16 protein-coding genes are annotated in these 17,970 nt (G+C 69.4%); 10 read left to right on the plus strand and 6 right to left on the minus strand.

What is annotated here, in order from left to right; genetic code table 11:
* Positions 1-26: 26 nt before the first annotated feature.
* From MRAB57_RS18795 to MRAB57_RS18805, 3 genes are all read left to right on the plus strand, one after another.
* A complete protein-coding gene (locus MRAB57_RS18795) occupies positions 27-878 on the plus strand; it encodes a ComEA family DNA-binding protein (protein WP_077088688.1) in 852 nt (283 codons plus the stop codon).
* 5 nt (positions 879-883) lie between these two features.
* Positions 884-2,407 carry a ComEC/Rec2 family competence protein gene (locus tag MRAB57_RS18800; protein WP_425436759.1) on the plus strand — a complete coding sequence of 508 codons (1,524 nt, stop codon included), beginning with the start codon at positions 884-886 and terminating at the stop codon, positions 2,405-2,407.
* Positions 2,408-2,498: 91 nt separating this feature from the next.
* The gene (locus MRAB57_RS18805; RefSeq protein ID WP_077088689.1) at positions 2,499-2,984 is read left to right on the plus strand and encodes an MTB12 family secreted protein; all 486 of its coding nucleotides are present in this window, start codon (positions 2,499-2,501) and stop codon (positions 2,982-2,984) included.
* 15 nt (positions 2,985-2,999) lie between these two features.
* Here the strand turns inward: MRAB57_RS18805 and MRAB57_RS18810 are convergent, their stop codons facing one another.
* Complete coding sequence (locus tag MRAB57_RS18810; protein WP_083743455.1) at positions 3,000-5,855, minus strand: TIR domain-containing protein; 2,856 nt, start codon at positions 5,853-5,855, stop codon at positions 3,000-3,002.
* 132 nt (positions 5,856-5,987) lie between these two features.
* On the opposite strand from MRAB57_RS18810, the gene holA reads away from it, so the two are divergent.
* Positions 5,988-6,962: a DNA polymerase III subunit delta gene (holA, locus tag MRAB57_RS18815; protein ID WP_077088690.1), complete on the plus strand. Its 975-nt coding sequence runs from the start codon at positions 5,988-5,990 to the stop codon at positions 6,960-6,962.
* A gap of 19 nt (positions 6,963-6,981) precedes the next feature.
* Here the strand turns inward: holA and rpsT are convergent, their stop codons facing one another.
* Positions 6,982-7,242: a 30S ribosomal protein S20 gene (gene rpsT / locus MRAB57_RS18820; RefSeq protein ID WP_077088691.1), complete on the minus strand. Its 261-nt coding sequence runs from the start codon at positions 7,240-7,242 to the stop codon at positions 6,982-6,984.
* 154 nt (positions 7,243-7,396) lie between these two features.
* Here rpsT and MRAB57_RS18825 point away from each other — a divergent pair, with 154 nt between their 5' ends.
* From MRAB57_RS18825 to MRAB57_RS18835, 3 genes are read left to right on the plus strand one after another with little or no spacing between them, the layout of a single operon-like run.
* Positions 7,397-9,097: a circularly permuted type 2 ATP-grasp protein gene (locus tag MRAB57_RS18825; protein ID WP_077088692.1), complete on the plus strand. Its 1,701-nt coding sequence runs from the start codon at positions 7,397-7,399 to the stop codon at positions 9,095-9,097.
* Positions 9,084-10,055 (plus strand): alpha-E domain-containing protein, encoded by a 972-nt coding sequence (locus tag MRAB57_RS18830; protein WP_077090687.1) that lies wholly within the window; start codon positions 9,084-9,086, stop codon positions 10,053-10,055. The genes MRAB57_RS18825 and MRAB57_RS18830 overlap by 14 nt, the downstream gene beginning before the upstream one ends.
* A complete protein-coding gene (locus MRAB57_RS18835; RefSeq protein WP_077088693.1) occupies positions 10,055-10,894 on the plus strand; it encodes a transglutaminase family protein in 840 nt (279 codons plus the stop codon). Before MRAB57_RS18830 ends, MRAB57_RS18835 begins: the two co-directional genes overlap by 1 nt.
* 9 nt (positions 10,895-10,903) lie before the next feature.
* On the opposite strand, the gene MRAB57_RS18840 is transcribed toward MRAB57_RS18835, so the two are convergent.
* Positions 10,904-11,743 (minus strand): ribonuclease Z, encoded by an 840-nt coding sequence (locus tag MRAB57_RS18840; protein ID WP_077088694.1) that lies wholly within the window; start codon positions 11,741-11,743, stop codon positions 10,904-10,906.
* A 215-nt stretch (positions 11,744-11,958) separates the two neighbouring features.
* Here MRAB57_RS18840 and MRAB57_RS18845 point away from each other — a divergent pair, with 215 nt between their 5' ends.
* Positions 11,959-12,387, plus strand: a complete 429-nt coding sequence (locus tag MRAB57_RS18845) for a CBS domain-containing protein (protein WP_077090688.1) — start codon at positions 11,959-11,961, stop codon at positions 12,385-12,387.
* 21 nt (positions 12,388-12,408) lie between these two features.
* Here MRAB57_RS18845 and MRAB57_RS18850 read toward each other — a convergent pair whose 3' ends face one another.
* Entirely contained in the window at positions 12,409-13,011 is a 603-nt protein-coding gene (locus MRAB57_RS18850) for a type II toxin-antitoxin system PemK/MazF family toxin (RefSeq protein ID WP_077088695.1), read from the minus strand.
* A 63-nt stretch (positions 13,012-13,074) separates the two neighbouring features.
* Here MRAB57_RS18850 and lepA point away from each other — a divergent pair, with 63 nt between their 5' ends.
* Complete coding sequence (lepA, locus tag MRAB57_RS18855) at positions 13,075-14,988, plus strand: translation elongation factor 4 (protein WP_077088696.1); 1,914 nt, start codon at positions 13,075-13,077, stop codon at positions 14,986-14,988.
* 22 nt (positions 14,989-15,010) lie between these two features.
* A complete protein-coding gene (locus MRAB57_RS18860) occupies positions 15,011-15,769 on the plus strand; it encodes a sensor domain-containing protein (RefSeq protein WP_077088697.1) in 759 nt (252 codons plus the stop codon).
* A gap of 5 nt (positions 15,770-15,774) precedes the next feature.
* Here the strand turns inward: MRAB57_RS18860 and MRAB57_RS29425 are convergent, their stop codons facing one another.
* Both MRAB57_RS29425 and MRAB57_RS18865 read right to left on the minus strand, forming a co-directional pair.
* On the minus strand, positions 15,775-15,909 hold the full coding sequence (locus MRAB57_RS29425; protein ID WP_281254377.1) for a hypothetical protein: 135 nt from the start codon (positions 15,907-15,909) through the stop codon (positions 15,775-15,777).
* Entirely contained in the window at positions 15,910-17,961 is a 2,052-nt protein-coding gene (locus tag MRAB57_RS18865) for a glycoside hydrolase family 15 protein (RefSeq protein WP_077088698.1), read from the minus strand.
* Positions 17,962-17,970 lie beyond the last annotated feature (9 nt).

A 17,970-nucleotide genomic window follows, 5' to 3' on the forward strand; every position in this document is an offset into this window, starting at 1 on the left:
GGGGTCGGCGCACCTACCGTCGGCCCATGCGAGCAGAACTTCCCGCCGATCGGCTGCAGCGACGGCTCGGCGCCGCCCCGGATACCGAGCCGCACGATCCCGATCCGGACGCGGAATCCGGCCCCGACGCGCCGGATGAGGATCAGAATTCGCTGCTGCCACGCTGGCTGCCCGACGCCTCCCAGGGCGACGGCTGGTTGGCCCGGCTGCGCGCCGATCCCGGGCGCGCCGGCGCGATCGGCTTGGGGGCGGTGGCCGTGCTGGCGGTGCTGATCACGATCTTCACGCTGGTGCGCGACCGGCCGGCGCCGGTGATGTCCGCCAAGCTGCCGCCGGTGGAGAAGGCGTCCACGACGAGCCTCCGCTCCTCGGCGAGCCCGTCGGCCGCTCCTGATCGCCCGGTCGTCGTGAGCGTCGTCGGCCTGGTGCGCACCCCCGGCCTGGTCACGTTGGCTCCCGGCGCGCGCATCGCCGATGCGCTGCAGGCCGCCGGCGGCGCCGTGAACGGCGCGGACACGATCGGGTTGAACATGGCCCGACCTCTCGGCGATGGTGAGCAGATCGTCGTCGGGCTTGCCCCGGCACCCGGGCAGCCCGCGGCGCTGGGCAGCGCCGTGACGCCGGGTTCGCCGCCGGCCTCGAAACCGCCGGCGCCGCGCCCGGGCCCGGGCAAGCCGAAGGCCGGCGGGGCGGTCGATCTCAACACCGCGACCACCGAACAGCTGGATGCCTTGCCCGGCGTCGGACCGGTCACCGCCGCGGCGATCGTGGCGTGGCGGCAGGCCAACGGCAAGTTCACCAGCGTCGACCAGCTCGGCGACGTCGAGGGCATCGGCCCGGCGCGGCTGGACAAGTTGCGTGCGCTGGTCCGTGTCTGACGCCGGTGCAGCATCCTGGCCTGGGCGACGCGGCGCCGGCCCACATCGACGTCCGCCTGGTTCCCGCCGCGCTCACCGGCTGGATCGTCACCGCCGCGGGGATCGTGTGGCCGGTCGGCCGCGCGCTGGCGCTGGGCAGCGTCGCGCTGGTTGCCGGGGCGGCCCTGCTGTGTTGGGCAACCCGCACCGGCGCACGGCTGCGGCGCATCGGCGCCGGCCTGGTCGCGTGCGGTGTCGTGGGCGCGGGGTTCGGGCTGGCGATCGGCCTGCGGGCCGAGGCGGTCGCTCGCCACCCGCTTACCGCCGCATTCGGAACCACCGCGCCCGTGACGGTCACGCCGACCGAAAGCCCGCAGTCGCTGGGCCGGGGCCGGCTGATGTTCCGGGCTAGCCTGCAGCGCGCGGGCGCCGACGAGACTTCGGGACGGGTCGTCGTATTCGCGCGCGCCTCGGACTTCGGCGACGTGATGGTCGGCCAGCCGGTGCGGTTCAGCGCCCGGATCACTCGCCCGACTCGCCACGACCTGACGGTTGCGGTGCTCAACGCGGCCGGTCGCCCGACGATGGGCCGGGCCGGAACGATCCAGCGCGCCGCCCACGCGGTGCGCAGCCGGTTCGCCGCCGCGGTTCGCGACGTGCTGCCGGCCGATCAGGCCGCGGCGCTGCCCGCGCTGGTCCTCGGCGACACCTCGGCGCTCAACACCGACACTGCCGGCGAATTTCGCGCGGCGGGGATGACACACCTGACGGCGGTGTCGGGGGCCAACGTCACGATCGTGTGCGCGGCGGTGTTGTTCTGCGCGCGGCTGATCGGCCGGCGGACGGCCGTGCTGGCCGCGGCCATCGCCCTGGTGGCGTTCGTCATCGTCGTGCAGCCGACCGCGAGCGTGTTGCGCGCTGCCGTGATGGGCGCCATCGCGCTGCTGGGGATCCTGTCTTCCCGTCGGCGCCAAGCGATTCCGGCGCTGTCGGCGACGATTCTGATACTGCTGGCCGTCGCCCCACAGCTGGCCGTCGACGTCGGCTTCGCGCTGTCTGCGGTGGCGACCGCCGCGCTGGTCGTCATCGCCCCGGCGTGGTCGCGGCGCCTGGTGGCCAGGGGCTGCCCCAAACCGTTGGCGGAGGCGCTCGCGGTGGCGGCGGCGGCACACCTGGTGACCGCCCCGCTGGTGGCCGGCATCTCGGGGCGCTTCAGCCTGGTCGCGCCGGCCGCCAACATCGCGGTGGCGCCGGTGATCGCGCCGATCACCGTGCTGGGCAGCGCCGCGGCGCTGCTGTGCGTGGGGTGGCCGGCCGGTGCGCAGCTGCTGATCCGTTTCACCGGTCCCGAACTGTGGTGGGTGTTGGGGGTGGCGAGGTGGGCGGGTGGCTTGCCCGGCGCGACGATCCCGATGCCCGAGGGCGTGCCCGGCGTCGCGATCGTCGGCGCCGTCGCGGTGTTCGGGTTCGTGCTGTGGCGGTGGCGCCCGTTTCGCATCGCGACGGGCGTGGCCGCGCTGGCCGCCGTGGCCTGGCTGTTCTCCGGTTAGGTGTCGTCGCCCGATTGCGTGCGAATACCGAATTCGACGCTGTCACCGGCGATATCATCGGCCTCTGGTACGTCCGAATCGAAGGGACAGCATGCCCATCAAAACGCTCGTCGGCGTCGCGGTCGCCATCGGAGTCGCCGGCGCCGGGATGACGTCGGTCGCCGTGGTGAGCCCCGCGGCGCCCGCGCGCCTCGTCGTCCTCGACCTGCCGCTGCCGCTGGACCCAGCGGCCGACGTTCCGACCGTCGACCAATTGCTGGGCGTGCTCAACGCGTTGCAGGACCCCGGCGTTCCGTTCGCCAACAAGAGCTATCTGGTCGAGGGCGGCATCAGTCCGGTCGAAGCGCGCATCGCGGATGTGCGGATGAAGCAGGCCGTCGCCCGGGGCGAGGTGCCGCTGACGGCGAGCCTGGCGAATATCCATGCGGCCGGGGCTAATTCGGCCACGGTCGACGTCACCATCTCAGGTCCGAAGGTCGCGCCGACTACCCGCAACATAACCTTCGTCGATCAAGGCGGCTGGAAGATCACCCACGCCTCCGCGCTCGCCCTGCTGCAGGAGGCGGGCGGGAGCTGATCTGCCCGGCGGTGATCAGTCGGGCGCGACGGGCAGGCGCGGGCACACCGTGATGTAGCCGATGTCGGGGGACACCCAGTCGCTCCACTGCCGATGGCTCATGTTCGCAGTGAGCTTGTCGCACAACAGGTCCGGCCACGCCGCCGGGCCCGGCCACAGCCGCAGCGTGTGGTCCTCGCTGCCTGACACGAGGTACCACCCGTCGGGGCTGAATGCCACGCTGGTCACCCGGCTGGTGTGCCCGTAAAGCGGTGCGCCGACCTGTTGCTCGCTGACGGCGTCCCACAGGCGCACCGTTTTGGCCGTACCCGCGGACGCGATGTACCGACCGTCCGGGCTGAACGCCACGCCGAGCACCGCCGCGCTATGGCCGACCATCGGGGTGCCGACCGGTGCGCCGGTGGCGCCGTCCCACAGCCGCACGGTCTTGTCCCAGCTGCCCGACGCGATGAGTCGCCCGTCGGGGCTGTACGCGACGCTGCGCACGTGGTTGGTGTGGCCGGTGATTGGGCCGCCGATGGCCGCGCCGGTGCCGGCGTCCCACAGCCGCAGCGTGTTGTCCCAGCTGCAGGAGACGATGCGTTTGCCGTCGGGGCTGAACGCCACGCTCTGCACGAAGCTGGTGTGGCCGGTCAGCGGGGTGCCGATCTGCGCGCCGGTCGCGGCGTCCCACAGCCGCACGGTTTGGTCGCCGCTGCCGGACGCGATGCGGGTGCCGTCGGGGCTGAAGGCCACGCTGGTCAGATTGGCGGTGTGGCCGGTCAGCGGGGCGCCGATGGGCGCGCCGGTGGCCGCGTCCCAGAGCCGCAGGGTCCTGTCCCAGCTGCCCGAGACGATGCGTTTGCCGTCGGGGCTGAAGGCCACGCCGGTCACGTAGCCGGTGTGGCCGGTCAGCGGGGTGCCGATCTGCGCGCCGGTCGCGGCGTCCCACAGCCGCACGGTGTTGTCGTAGCCGCCGGAGACGATGCGTTTGCCGTCGGGGCTGAAGGCCACGCTGGTCACGGTGTCGGTGTGGCCGACCAGCGGTGTGCCGATCGCGGCGTCCGGGTCGGCCGCCCACAGTCGCATGGTGCCGTCGCGGCTGCCGGAGTCGATGCGCTTGCCGTCGGGGCTGAACGCCACGGTGGTGACGTAGTCGGTGTGCCCGGTCAGCGGTGTCCCGATCGGGGCACCGGTGCCGGCGTCCCAGAGCCGCAACGTTTTATCCCAGCTGCCGGACACCACGCGTTGCCCGTCGGGGCTGAACGCCACGCTGGTGACGTTGTCGGTGTGGCCGCTCAGCGGGGCGGCGACGGCCGCGCCGGTGGCCGCGTCCCAGAGCCGGACCGTGTCGTCCCAGCTGCCGGAGGCGATGCGGCGCCCGTCGGGGCTGAAGGCCACGCTGGCAACGTTGTCGGTGTGGCCGGTCAGTGGAGCGCCGATCGGTGCGCCGGTGGCCGCGTCCCACTGTCGCACCGTGTAGTCGGTGCTGCCCGTGGCGATGCGGCGCCCGTCGGGGCTGAACGCCACGCTGATCACGTCGTTGGCGTGGCCTCGCAGCGGTCCGCCGATCGGCGCGCCGGTGCCGGTGTCCCAGAGGCGGGCCGTGTCGTCCCAGCTGCCAGAAACGAGGCGCCGCCCGTCCGGGCTGAACGCCACGCTGGACACCGGCTCGGTGTGCCCGACGAACGGGCCGCCGATCGGCGCGCCGGTCGCCGCGTCCCACAGCCGCACCGTGTTGTCCCGGCTACCGGAGGCGATGCGCCGCCCGTCGGGGCTGAACGCCACTGCGGTCACGTCGTCGGTGTGCCCGGCGAGCGGGGTGCCGACGGCCGCGCCGGTGGCTGCGTCCCAGAGCCGCAGCGCCTTGTCGCTGCCGCCGGTCACAATGCGCCGCCCGTCCGGGCCGAGCGCCATCACCCCGTCGGTCGTCGGCGACAGCGGAAGGATCTTGAGGGTGGCGCTCCGGGCGGCCACCGTATCCAGCAGCGCGCCGATTCCGGTGCCCGGCGCGATCGCCCGGGCGGCGAGGATCTGTTGAATCGCCCGCTCGTCGCCGCCGCCTTGCACGCCGCCGAGCATGGCCTGGCCCTGCGACGTCAACTTCAGCGCAATGGCCTGATCCCGCTGCTGGATGGCGGCCTGACGCTGGCGGACCGCCTCGCGCTGCTGGCCGATGGCGATCAGCGCCGCGACGACGGCCAGGACGGTCAGCAGCACCAACCCGGCGATGGCCGCAGCGCGCAACCGACGGAACCGCCGCTGTTCGCGTAGGTCGTCGCTGGCGAGTTGGTCCTTCGGCTTGCCGTGAATCGGGGCCGCCAGCGCGGTGATCTTCTCGCGCGGCCCCGCGGCGTTCGGGTCCCACGGCGCATCGTCGCTGACGTCGACGAAGAACGGTTCGGCCGGCAGCGACCCGCGCTCCGTCAACACCGGCAACGCCGCATCCGAGACGTCTGGATCGAACCGGGCGTGCACCGGATCCCATTGCAGCTGTCCGCGTGCCAGCACCAGCAGCAGACGCTCGCGGCCGCCGCGCTCGAGCCAGTAGCTGACTTCCTGGTTCACCCAATACGACTGGGCGGCTTCCGGCGAGAGGACCACCACCAGATAGCGCGCCCGGTCGAGGCCGTCGGTGATCTTGCCCCACAGGTCCGGGCTGACGGTCAGGTCCGTGTCGTCGCGAAACACGCGCAGCGCGCGCAGCTGGCCCAGCCGCCGCCCGATCTGGTGCAGCCCCTTCTGGATGCCGGCGGCCACCTGACGGTCGTGATGCGCATACGACAGGAACGCGTCGTAGTCCGTCGGCTTGGGCTGCCCCGGCGGGTCCGCGGATTCGGGCGGGGAATCATCCGCGTGGCCGGACGGCGATTCGGATGCCGGTTTCGACATGGCTCTCGGTTTCCTGGCAGGGCCGCGATCAGCCACCCCCGTTGTCGTGTCGCTCGATCAGCAAGCTATCACCGGGCCCGCCGGCCCCATGGGCGTTCTGATTCGGTCGGTGCGGCGTGACACCATCAAGGGGTGAGCGAGGTTTCGCCGTTGCACCTGGTCCTGGGAGACGAAGAGCTGCTGGTCGAGCGCGCGGTGGCCGAGGTGCTGCAGTCGGCGCGCAAGAGCGGGGGCTCCGACCCCGACGCGATGCCGGTCAACCGCATGCGGGCGGGCGACGTCAGCACCTACGAGCTCGCCGAGCTGCTGAGCCCGTCGCTGTTCGCCGACGAGCGCGTCGTGGTGCTGGAGGCCGCCGGTGAAGCGGGCAAGGAGGCCGCGGCGATGATCGCGTCGGCCTGCGCCGACATTCCGCCCGGCACCGTGCTGGTGGTCGTGCACTCCGGCGGCGGACGGGCCAAGGCGCTGGCCACCGAGCTGCAATCCCTTGGCGCCGTGGTGCATCCGTGCGCGCGCATCAGCAAGGTCGGCGAGCGCGTCGACTTCATCCGCAAGGAGTTCCGTGCGCTGCGCGTCAAGGTCGACGAGGAGACCGTGACCGCCCTGATCGACGCCGTCGGCTCCGACGTGCGCGAGCTCGCCGCGGCGTGCTCGCAGCTGGTCGCCGACACCGCCGGCGAGGTCAACGCCGCCGCGGTGCGCCGCTATCACAGCGGCAAGGCCGAGGTGAAGGGCTTCGACATCGCCGACAAGGCCGTCGCCGGCGACGTCGCGGGCGCCGCCGAGGCGCTGCGGTGGGCGATGATGCGCGGTGAGCCGCTGGTGGTGCTGGCCGATGCGCTGGCCGAGGCCGTGCACACCATCGGGCGGGTCGGGCCGCTGTCCGGCGACCCCTACCGGCTGGCCGGGCAGCTGGGCATGCCGCCGTGGCGGGTGCAGAAGGCACAGAAGCAGTCGCGGCGATGGTCGCGCGACTCGGTGGCGGAGGCCATGAAAGTGGTGGCGGCGCTCAACGCGAACGTCAAGGGAGCCGCGGCGGACGCCGACTACGCGCTGGAATCAGCGGTGCGGCAAGTTGCCGAACTGGTGGCCGACGGCGGCCGGTAGGGCGAGTGCCCCGGTGGTCTCAGAGCTTGTTGAGGGCGCGGGCCAGCGCGGACTTCTTGTTGGCCGCCTGGTTCTTGTGAATCACGCCCTTGGTCGCAGCCTTGTCCAGCTTGCGGTTGGTCGCGACCAGCAACTCGGTGGCCTTCTCCTTGTCGCCACCCTCGGCGGCCTCGCGGAACGCGCGCACGGCGGTACGCAGCGAGGACTTCACCGACTTGTTGCGCAGGCGGGCGCGCTCGTTAGTCTTGATGCGCTTCTGCTGCGACTTGATGTTGGCCACGGAGATTCCTTCGTCTTTTCCTCAGATTTGCAGTCTTCGTCTCGGGGAGTCCCACACCCGATTGCGACTGCCCAGGTTAGCAGTCGGTTACGTTTTCTCCCAAAACGGGAACCCGTGGCCTGCCATAACGTCAATTTGAGGCAGCATCTGAAAAGTGAGTCTTCAACTGGATAAAGCCAGGCGTGGATCCCGCGATGCCAAGGGCTCCCTCGCGCGCAACGAGCGGATTTTCGGCGGCTACAACACCACCTCGGACTCCTACGAGCTGGCCTTCGACGAGATGTTCGACGCCCAGGGCAACGTCCGCGGACCGTACAAGGGCATCTACGCCGAGCTCGCGCCGTCGGACGCCTCGGACCTCGAGGCCCGCTCCGAAGCGCTGGCCCGCGCGTTCATCGACCAGGGCATCACCTTCTCGCTGTCCGGCCAGGAGCGGCCGTTTCCGCTGGACCTGGTGCCGCGGGTGATCTCGGCCGCCGAGTGGAGCCGGCTGGAGCGCGGCATCATCCAGCGCGTCAAAGCCCTTGAGATGTACCTCGACGACATCTACGGCGACCAGGAAATCCTGAGCGACGGCGTCATCCCGCGCCGGCTGGTCACCTCCTGCGAACACTTCCACCGCCAGGCCATGGGCATCGTCCCGCCCAACGGCGTGCGCATCCACGTCGCCGGGATCGACCTGATCCGCGACGAGAAGGGCACCTGGCGGGTCCTCGAGGACAACCTGCGCTCGCCGTCCGGCGTCTCCTATGTCATGGAGAATCGGCGCACGATGGCGCGGGTCTTCCCCAACCTGTTCGCCACCCACCGGGTGCGCGCCGTCGACGACTACTCGTCGCACCTGCTGCGGGCGCTGCGCAACTCCGCGGCCACCAACGAGGCCGACCCGACGGTGGTGGTGCTGACCCCGGGGGTCTACAACTCCGCGTACTTCGAGCATTCGCTGCTGGCCCGGCAGATGGGCGTCGAACTCGTCGAGGGCCGCGACCTGTTCTGCCGCGACAACCAGGTCTACATGCGCACCACCGAGGGTGAGCGCCAGGTCGACGTCATCTATCGCCGCATCGACGACATCTACCTGGACCCGCTGCAGTTCCGGGCCGACTCGGTGCTCGGGGTCGCGGGTCTGGTCAACGCCGCGCGCGCCGGCAACGTCGTCATCTCCAGCGCGATCGGCAACGGCGCCGGCGACGACAAACTCGTCTACACCTACGTGCCGACGATGATCGAGTACTACCTGGGCGAAAAGCCGCTGCTGGCCAACGTCGACACCTTCCGCTGCTGGCTCGACGACGAGCGCGAAGAGGTGCTCGATCGGATCGCCGAGCTGGTCGTCAAGCCGGTCGAGGGGTCGGGCGGCTACGGGATCGTCTTCGGCCCGGAGGCTTCCGAGAAGGAGCTGGCCGCGATCAGCAAGAAGATCCGCGACGATCCGCGCAGCTGGATCGCCCAGCCCATGATGGAGCTGTCGACCGTGCCGACGCAGATCGACAACACCCTGGCGCCGCGCTATGTCGACCTGCGGCCCTTCGCGGTCAACGACGGCGACGAGGTGTGGGTGCTGCCGGGCGGGTTGAGCCGGGTGGCCCTGGTCGAGGGCTCGCGGGTGGTCAACTCCAGTCAGGGCGGCGGCTCGAAGGACACCTGGGTGCTGGCGTCGCGGGCCTCTTCCGCCGACCGTGAGCTGGGCGCCGCCGAGGTGGTGCGTTCGCTGCCGGCGTCGATGTCGGATGCGGCGCCGGACGGGGCGTCGAGGTCGGCGCAACAATCCGCCGATCCGCCGCAGAATGGGCAGCCCCGGCAGCAGCGACAGCAGCGCCAACAGCAAAAGGCGGTCGACGATGCTGGCCCGTAATGCCGAGGCGCTGTACTGGATTGGCCGCTACGTCGAGCGGGCCGACGACACCGCCCGAATCCTCGACGTCGCGCTGCACCAGTTGCTCGAGGATTCCAGCGTCGACCCCGACCAGGCATCCCGAGTGCTGCTGAGGGTCCTCGGCATCGAGGCTCCGAAGCAGGAGTTGAACGTGTGGTCGCTGACCGATGTCGTGGCCTACAGCACCGACAACCGGGGCGGCTCGTCGATCGTCGCCGCGATCACGGCCGCGCGCGAGAATGCGAAATCGGCGCGCGAGGTGACGTCCAGCGAGATCTGGGAGTGCCTCAACACCACCTACAACGCGCTGGGCGAACGCCAGCGTTCAGCCAAACGCCTTGGGCCGCATGGGTTTTTGTCGTTCATCGAGAGCCGCGCTGCGATGTTCGCCGGCCTGGCCGATTCGACGTTGTCGCGTGACGACGGGTACCGCTTCATGCTGCTGGGCCGCGCGATCGAGCGCGTCGACATGACGGTGCGGCTGCTGCTGTCACGGGTGGGGGACAGCGCGTCGTCGCCGGCGTGGGTGACGCTGTTGCGGTCGGCGGGTGCGCACGACACGTATCTGCGCACCTACCGCGGGGTGCTCGACGCCAGCCGGGTGGTCGAATTCATGTTGCTGGACAGGCTTTTTCCGCGTTCGGTGTACTACTCGCTAAGGCTGGCCGAAGACAACCTCGACGAGCTGGTGCACAGTCCGCAGAGCCGAATCGGGGCCACCGCCGAGGCACAACGCCTGCTCGGCCGGGCGCGCAGCGAGCTGGAGTTCGTCCAGCCCGGTGTGCTGCTCGAGTCGCTGGAGAGCCGGCTGGCCGGGCTGCAGAAAACCTGTAGTGACGTCGGAGAAGCGTTGGCGCTGCAGTACTTCCATGTCACCCCGTGGGTCGCGTGGTCGGACGCCGGTGCCGGGCTGGTGAGCAGGCAGGGGGACGCCTGATGTGGCGGCTGCGTGTGGTGCACACGACCGGGTATGCCTACCAGTCGGCGGTGATCGCCTCCTACAACGAGGCCCGCCTGACGCCGCTGTCGGACACCCGGCAGAACGTCATCCTCAACCGCGTCGAAACCATCCCCGCGACCCGGTCCTACCGCTACATCGACTACTGGGGCACCGCAGTGACGGCATTCGACCTGCACGCGCCGCACGCCGATCTGACGGTGACGTCGTCGTCGGTCGTCGAGACCGAACGCCCGGAGCCGCCGGCGACCGACGTCGGCTGGGACGACCTGCAGTCCGACGCGGTGATCGACCGTTTCGACGAACTGTTGCGGCCCACCGAGCACGCCCCGGAAGGCAAGCGGCTGAAGTCGATCGGCAAGAAGATCGCCAAGAACCGGGACCCCGCCGAAGCCGTTGTCGCCGCGGCCAAGTGGGTGCACGGCGAGCTCGACTATCTGCCCGGAACCACCAGTGTGCACACGTCGGGGCTGGACGCGCTGAAGGCGGGCAAGGGCGTCTGCCAGGACTTCGTGCACCTGTCGCTGATGTTGTTGCGCAGCATGGGGATTCCCGCGCGCTACGTCTCGGGATACCTGCATCCCAATCGCGACGCCGTCATCGGCGACACCGTGGACGGCCGAAGCCACGCGTGGCTGCAGGCCTGGACCGACGGTTGGTGGAACTACGACCCCACCAATGACAGCGAAATCGACGAACGCTACGTGAGCGTCGGCGTCGGCCGCGACTACACCGACGTGGCGCCGCTGAAGGGGATCTACTCGGGGCAGGGCGCGACCGACCTCGACGTGGTGGTCGAGGTGACCCGGCTGGCCTAGTCGGCCGCGTCAGGACGGCGAGACCTCGACGCGGAGCAGGTCGTCGCCGAGTTCGATGCGCCCGTTGAACTCCGACGCCGCCAGCGCCCGCCACTGTTCTTCCTGGCCTGGCACCAGGGCCGGGACATAGTGCGTCATCACCAGGGTGCCCGCACCCGCGCGGGCCGCGGTCGCCGCGGCCTGCTCCACCGACGAGTGATAGTCGCAGATGTCCTGCAGCCGCTGCTGCGGGATGTTCATGACGATGTCCCTGCGGATCACGGTGTGCACCAACGCATCCGCGCCGGCCGCCAGCTCGTCGAGAGTGGCGCAGGGCACGGTATCCCCAGCCAATACCGCTGCGGCGCCGCCGGATTCGATCCGGAACCCGATGGTCGGCGCCACCGGGCGGTGATCGGTGGGTGCCACCCGGATCGAGACGCCGTCGCGGGCCCAGATCGAGCCCTCGGTGTACTCGTGCACCTCGATCGCCGGCGGCGCATTCAGATCGGCGTGATGGGCGATCCGGTAGCCGATGTCGTGGCTGAACGCCTTGAGCATCGCGTCGACCGTCTCGGCGGTGCCCGGCGGCCCGATGATTGGCAGCGGCGTGGGGTCGGGGTCGAAGGTGCTGATCCACCGGGTGATCAGCAGGTCGCCGAGCTCGGCGATGTGGTCGCTGTGCAGGTGCGTGAGCAGCAGCGCCGACAGCCCGCTGGCGCTCACGCCGACCGCGGCGGCGCGCTGCAGCACGCCACGGCCGCAGTCCACCAGGAACACCTGTCCTCCGGCCCGTACCAGTGTCGAGGGGCCGGCGCGGTTCGGGTCGGGTATCGGGCTGCCGGTGCCCAGCAGGATGATCTCGATCATGTCCCCAATCCTCGCAAGCCGAGCCGCCGCGCGGCGGCCGATTCGGCGGACACACATCGGTTGCGGGCCAAGATTTCACTCCGATCGCCGGTGCTGATTTTCGGCCGCGGACCTGAGGGTATGGCGCCTGCTGGCTGCCGGTTTTCGCGTTGGCTTTCCCGCCGCGCGAGTTGGCCGTAGCCTGTGTGAAGCAGATCACAACGGCGGGAGGCTTGATGCGGATCGCGGACGTCTTGCGGAACAAGGGTGCGGCGGTGACGACGATCAACCCCGACGCCACGGTTGCCGAGCTGCTCGCCGGCCTCGCCGAGCAGAACATCGGCGCCATGGTCGTGGTGGGCGACGAGGGTGTCGTCGGAATCGTCTCGGAGCGCGACGTCGTGCGCCAGCTGCACACCCACGGCGCCAGCGTGCTGTCCCGGCCGATCTCCAAGATCATGACCACGATGGTGGCCACCTGCACCAAGACCGACACGGTCGACGCCATCAGCCGGCTGATGACCACCAACCGGGTGCGTCACGTTCCGGTGCTCGACGGCAAGAAGCTCATCGGCATCGTCAGCATCGGCGACGTGGTGAAGACGCGGATGGAGCAACTCGAGGCCGAGCAGGAGCAGCTGCACTCCTACATCGCGCAGGGCTGACCGCGGCCCTTTTTCGCCGAGCTAGCGCCAGGAATATTCGGCGCGCAGCCGCGCCGCCACCACGTCGAACGTCTCGCGTCCCAGGACCGCGCCCTCGCGGCGAATGCCCTCCTCGGGCACGTCGAGCACTCGATCCAGCCGGACCCAGCTGGCCCGGCCCTCGTAATCCCAGTCGCCGGCACCGATCCCGACCCAATCCGGATCGGCCGCGTGATGTTCCTGGCTGGACAGCATCAGGCCCAGCAGGACGCTGCGCTCGCGGCCGACGACCAGCACCGGTCGGTCCTTGCCGCGGGTCGGATCGTCCTCGTAGACCACCCACGTCCACACGATCTCGCCGGGATCGGCCCGGCCGTCGAGGTCGGGGGCGTAGACGACCTTGCGGGCGCGGTGCGCGGTGGGGGTGCTGGCGCTGGTCACCGGCCGGCCCTCGGTGATCGCGGCGGGCGGTGGCGGTGCGGCCGCGGCGATGACGTTCGCGGTGATCTTCACGGCGTGCTGCAGTTCTCGCAGCACGACCTGCGACGTCTGCACGTGCCGGACGAGCCGGGGAGCCGTGTTGACGACCAGATTCTCGGCAAACCGCTGGAACGTCTTCCACTGCGATTTCCCGGCAGACGCCATATTCGCAGCATAGACGCGAGCGGCCGGGCGGGATTGTGTCCGAGTGTGTCTGGACGGCGGGTCATGGATACCCTGGATGTGCCCACAAACCGCCGCTCAACCCAGATTTGCAGCACAGCCGACCAGGAGATTCCCATCAGCAGTTTCGCCGACAAGACCTTTACCGCGCCGGCGCAGATTCGGAATTTCTGCATCATTGCTCACATCGACCACGGCAAGTCGACGCTGGCGGACCGGATGCTCCAGCTCACCGGCGTCGTCGACGAGCGGTCGATGCGGGCGCAATACCTGGACCGGATGGACATCGAGCGCGAGCGCGGGATCACCATCAAGGCGCAGAACGTCCGGCTGCCGTGGCAGGTCGATGGCGAAGACTACGTCCTGCACCTGATCGACACCCCCGGCCACGTCGACTTCACCTACGAGGTGTCCCGCGCGCTGGAGGCGTGCGAGGGCGCGGTGCTGCTGGTCGACGCCGCGCAGGGCATCGAGGCGCAGACGCTGGCCAACCTGTACCTGGCGCTGGATCGCGACCTGCACATCATCCCAGTGCTCAACAAGATCGACCTGCCCGCCGCCGACCCGGACCGCTACGCCGGCGAGATCGCCCACATCATCGGCTGCGAACCCACCGACGTGCTGCGGGTGTCCGGCAAGACCGGCGAGGGCGTCGGCGACCTGCTCGACCACGTGGTGCGCGAGGTGCCGGCGCCGCAGGGCGACGCCGACGCGCCCGCCCGCGCCATGATCTTCGACTCGGTCTACGACATCTACCGCGGCGTGGTCACCTACGTCCGCGTGGTGGACGGCAAGATCACGCCGCGCGAGCGCATCGCGATGATGTCGACCGGCGCCACCCACGAGCTGCTCGAGGTCGGCATCGTCTCGCCCGAACCGAAGGTCAGCGACGGCCTGGGGGTCGGCGAGGTCGGGTACCTCATCACCGGCGTGAAGGACGTCCGCCAGTCCAAGGTCGGCGACACCGTGACGACCCAGCGCCACGGCGCCAAGCAAGCGCTGACGGGCTACCGCGAACCCAAGCCGATGGTCTATTCGGGGTTGTATCCCGTCGACGGATCCGACTACCCGGATCTGCGTGATGCGCTGGACAAGCTGCAACTCAACGACGCGGCGCTGACCTACGAGCCCGAGACGTCGGTGGCGCTGGGCTTCGGATTCCGTTGCGGCTTCCTGGGTTTGCTGCACATGGAGATCACCCGGGAGCGCCTGGAGCGCGAGTTCAACCTGGACCTGATTTCGACGTCGCCCAACGTCGTCTACCGAGTGGTCAAAGAGGACAACAGCGAAATCATCGTGACCAACCCGTCGGACTGGCCCGAGGGCAAGGTCCGCGAGGTTTACGAGCCCGTCGTCAAGACCACCGTCATCGCGCCGAGCGAGTTCATCGGCACCATCATGGAACTGTGCCAGTCGCGGCGCGGTGAGCTCGGCGGCATGGACTACCTGTCGCCGGAGCGCGTCGAGCTGCGCTACTCGATGCCGCTGGGCGAGATCATCTTCGACTTCTTCGACTCGCTGAAGTCGCGCACCCGGGGCTACGCCAGCCTCGACTACGAGGAGTCGGGCGAGCAGGAAGCCGATCTGGTCAAGGTCGACATCCTGCTGCAGGGCGAGGCCGTCGACGCGTTCAGCGCGATCGTGCACAAGGACGGCGCCGCCGCCTACGGCAACAAGATGACCACCAAGCTCAAGGAGCTGATCCCGCGCCAGCAGTTCGAGGTGCCGATCCAGGCCGCCATTGGATCGAAAATCATTGCGCGCGAGAATATTCGGGCAATTCGCAAGGATGTGTTGTCGAAGTGCTACGGCGGTGACATCACCCGTAAGCGCAAACTTCTGGAGAAGCAGAAGGAAGGCAAGAAGCGGATGAAGACCATCGGTCGCGTCGACGTGCCGCAGGAGGCCTTCGTCGCGGCCTTGTCCACCGATGCCGCGGGGGACAAGGGCAAGAAGTAGCTACATCGGGGTGGGAGTAGCCATGCGGATGGTTAAAACTGCGGCGACGCTTGTGACGATCGCGGCGCTTTCGACAGGCTGCACCACAATCGTCGACGGTGCGGTGCAGGCGGCGCCGACTTTGAAGCCGCACCCGATCAGCGGTGAGACCGTCGCGCGGGTCCTCCTCAATGAGGACGAATTGTCACGAATGCTCAAGCAGCCGTTCATCTCTCACGGCGATTTGGATGTCGGCGGCCCCGAGAAGTTGTTCCACCGCGACGAGACAATCTCGCCGGCCGGCTGTCTGGGCGTGACGGCGATGATGCAGCGCAGCGTCTACGGGTCCGCCCAAGTCACCGACGCCGCGTCGGCGTCCTGGTTGAACTATGGCCTACGGGGGAAGGTGATCACCGTCATCGAGGGCGCGGTTGCGCTGGGCTCCGTCGCTCAGGCCCGGGCGCTGTTCACGCAATTCGCCCAGCAGTGGCAGCAGTGCGACGGCACGACCGCGATCGACCAGGCCGGCCCGATCACCACGACCAACGTCATCAGCGACGTGCGGGTAGTGGATTCCGTTGTCGCCGCGACCAATACGGCGACGTCGGTGGGGGGCAACCTGCCGCCGCTACTGCCGACACCCCAGGCGCGCGTCATAGGCGTCCGGGCGAACTGCCTCGTCGAGGTCGAGGTCGTGTTCTTCGCCAACCGGCGCTCCTCCGACGCGGGATCGGGCGACCTCGACACCAGCGGCATCGACGTCGCGCACGCCATGATGGACAAGGTCAGCGCGTTGAGCTGAGGCGGCTACACCGTCTTGTTGGCGATCACGTCTCCGGTGACGGCGTTGATGGTGACCAAGTGCTCGTCGATATTGAGATCCCATACGTCGGCATTCCACACCGGAATCCCGTTGCCGTCGTTTTTGCGCCGGGCGCCCAATTACATCGGCGCGTTGGCGGGCTGGAACATCCCGGAGCCGTCGAGTTCCTCTTCGGCGCGGATCACGTGCACCACCGCGTTGATCAGCGCCAGGTGGGTGAACGCCTGCGGGAAGTTGCCCAGGTGCCGCCCGGTGCGCGGCTCGATCTCCTCGGCGTAGAGGTAGAGCGGGCTGGCGTAGGCCAGCAGCCGCTCGCACAGCCGCTTGGCGCGACGCACCTCGCCGATTTCGACCAGCGCCGAGACCAACCAGAACGAGCAGATGGTGAAGGTGCCCTCCTCGCCGGCGAGCCCGTCATCGGTTTCGTGCACCCGGTAGCGCAGCACCAGGCCTTCCTCGGTGAGCTCGTTGGCGATCGCCAGCACCGTGTTGCGCACCCGCGGATCGTCGGGCGGCAGGAATCGCGTCAGCACCACCAGCAGCAGCGAGGCGTCCAGCGCGTCGCTGCCGTAGCGCTGGGTGAACACCCCGCGCGAGTCCACCCCGTGCTTGAGAATGTCGGCCTTGATCTCTTCGGCGATGGCCCGCCACTGCTGCGCGTAGCTCTTCTCGCCTTGTCGCTCAGCCAGTTTCGAGCCGCGGTCCAGCGCGACCCAGCACATCACCTTCGACGACGTGAAGTGCTGCGGCTCGCCGCGCACCTCCCAGATGCCGCGGTCGGGCTCGCGCCAGTGCGTGATCGCCTCTTCCACCTGCTTCTTGAGCAGTGGCCACAGCGTCTCCGGCACCTGCTCGCGCGACTTGGCGTGCAGGTAGAACGAGTCCAGGATGGAGCCCCAAATATCGTGCTGCACTTGGTCATACGCGCCGTTACCGATGCGCACCGGACGGGCGTGGTCGTAGCCGGACAGGTGGTGCAGTTCCTCCTCGACGAGGCTGCGTTCGCCGCCCACGCCGTACATCACCTGCAACGGGTGGCGCTCGTTGTTGTTGGCGCCGGACACGTCGGCGATGAAGGCGAAGAAGTCGTCGGCCTCGCGGTCCAGCCCCAGCGTGTACAGGCCCCACAACGCGAACGTCGAGTCACGCACCCAGGCGTAGCGGTAGTCCCAATTACGTTCGCCCTGAGGCGTTTCCGGGAGCGAGGTGGTGCTGGCCGCCAGCAGCGCGCCGGTGGGCGAATAGGTCAGTCCCTTCAGGGTCAGCGCACTGCGCTGCAGGTACTCCCGCCACGGGTGGTCGGGGAAGTTGCCGATGTTGATCCACTGCCGCCAGCATTCGGTGGTTTGCCACATCTTTTCCGCGGCCTCGGCATAGGTCTGCGGCGCCGGGTGCTTGGTCCAGCTCAGCGCGACGAAGACGTCGTCGCCCTCCTTCATCCGGGTGCGGGCCCGCGCCTCGCGTCCCTCGATCCCGATCCGCAGGTTGGTGGTCAGCTGCAGCGGGGGATGGTCGTCGGGTGCATTGCTGGCTCGCGCGGTGGCCTCGCTGTACGCGCTGCCCGAGCACTCCCAGGCCGCGCTGTCGCGGTGGTAGTCGAACGCCGGCTCGCAGCTCATCATCAGCTCGACGGTGCCGCTGACGCAGCGCACGGTCCGTAGCAGGATGTGCTCGGCGTCCCAGTCCATCGGGGTGCGGCGGTGCGTCCTGGACCGGCGCTCGATGTCGTGCCACGGCCCCATCACCAGGGCGTCGCGCACGATCAGCCAGCCGGTGTGGGTCTGCCACGTGGTCTCCATGATCAGGCTGCCGGGCAGGTAGCGGCGGGCCGAGGGCACCGAGACGCCGTAGGGGCCCAGCCGGAAATGGCCGGCGCTGCGGTCCAGGATCGCGCCGAACACGCTGGGGGAGTCGGGCCGGGGCACGCACAGCCATTCCACCGAGCCGGCCGGCGAGATCAGGCAGGTCGTCTCCCAGTCGGACAGGAACGCGTAGTCGGCGATCGGCGGGAACGGGTTGCGCAGCGCGGTGTTGGACGTGAACTGCGCGGGCCCGCTGAAGTCGAGGGGCGACTCCAGGGCCGGTTCGCGGACGGTCGGCGGAACGCCTTCGAAGGTTCCGTTCGCACCGATATCGCCGGGCTGATCGGCAGGCTGAGCTTGCAGGACCATTCAGCAATC

It is taken from the genome of Mycobacterium rhizamassiliense, assembly GCF_900157375.1.
Lineage (GTDB): Bacteria > Actinomycetota > Actinomycetes > Mycobacteriales > Mycobacteriaceae > Mycobacterium > Mycobacterium rhizamassiliense.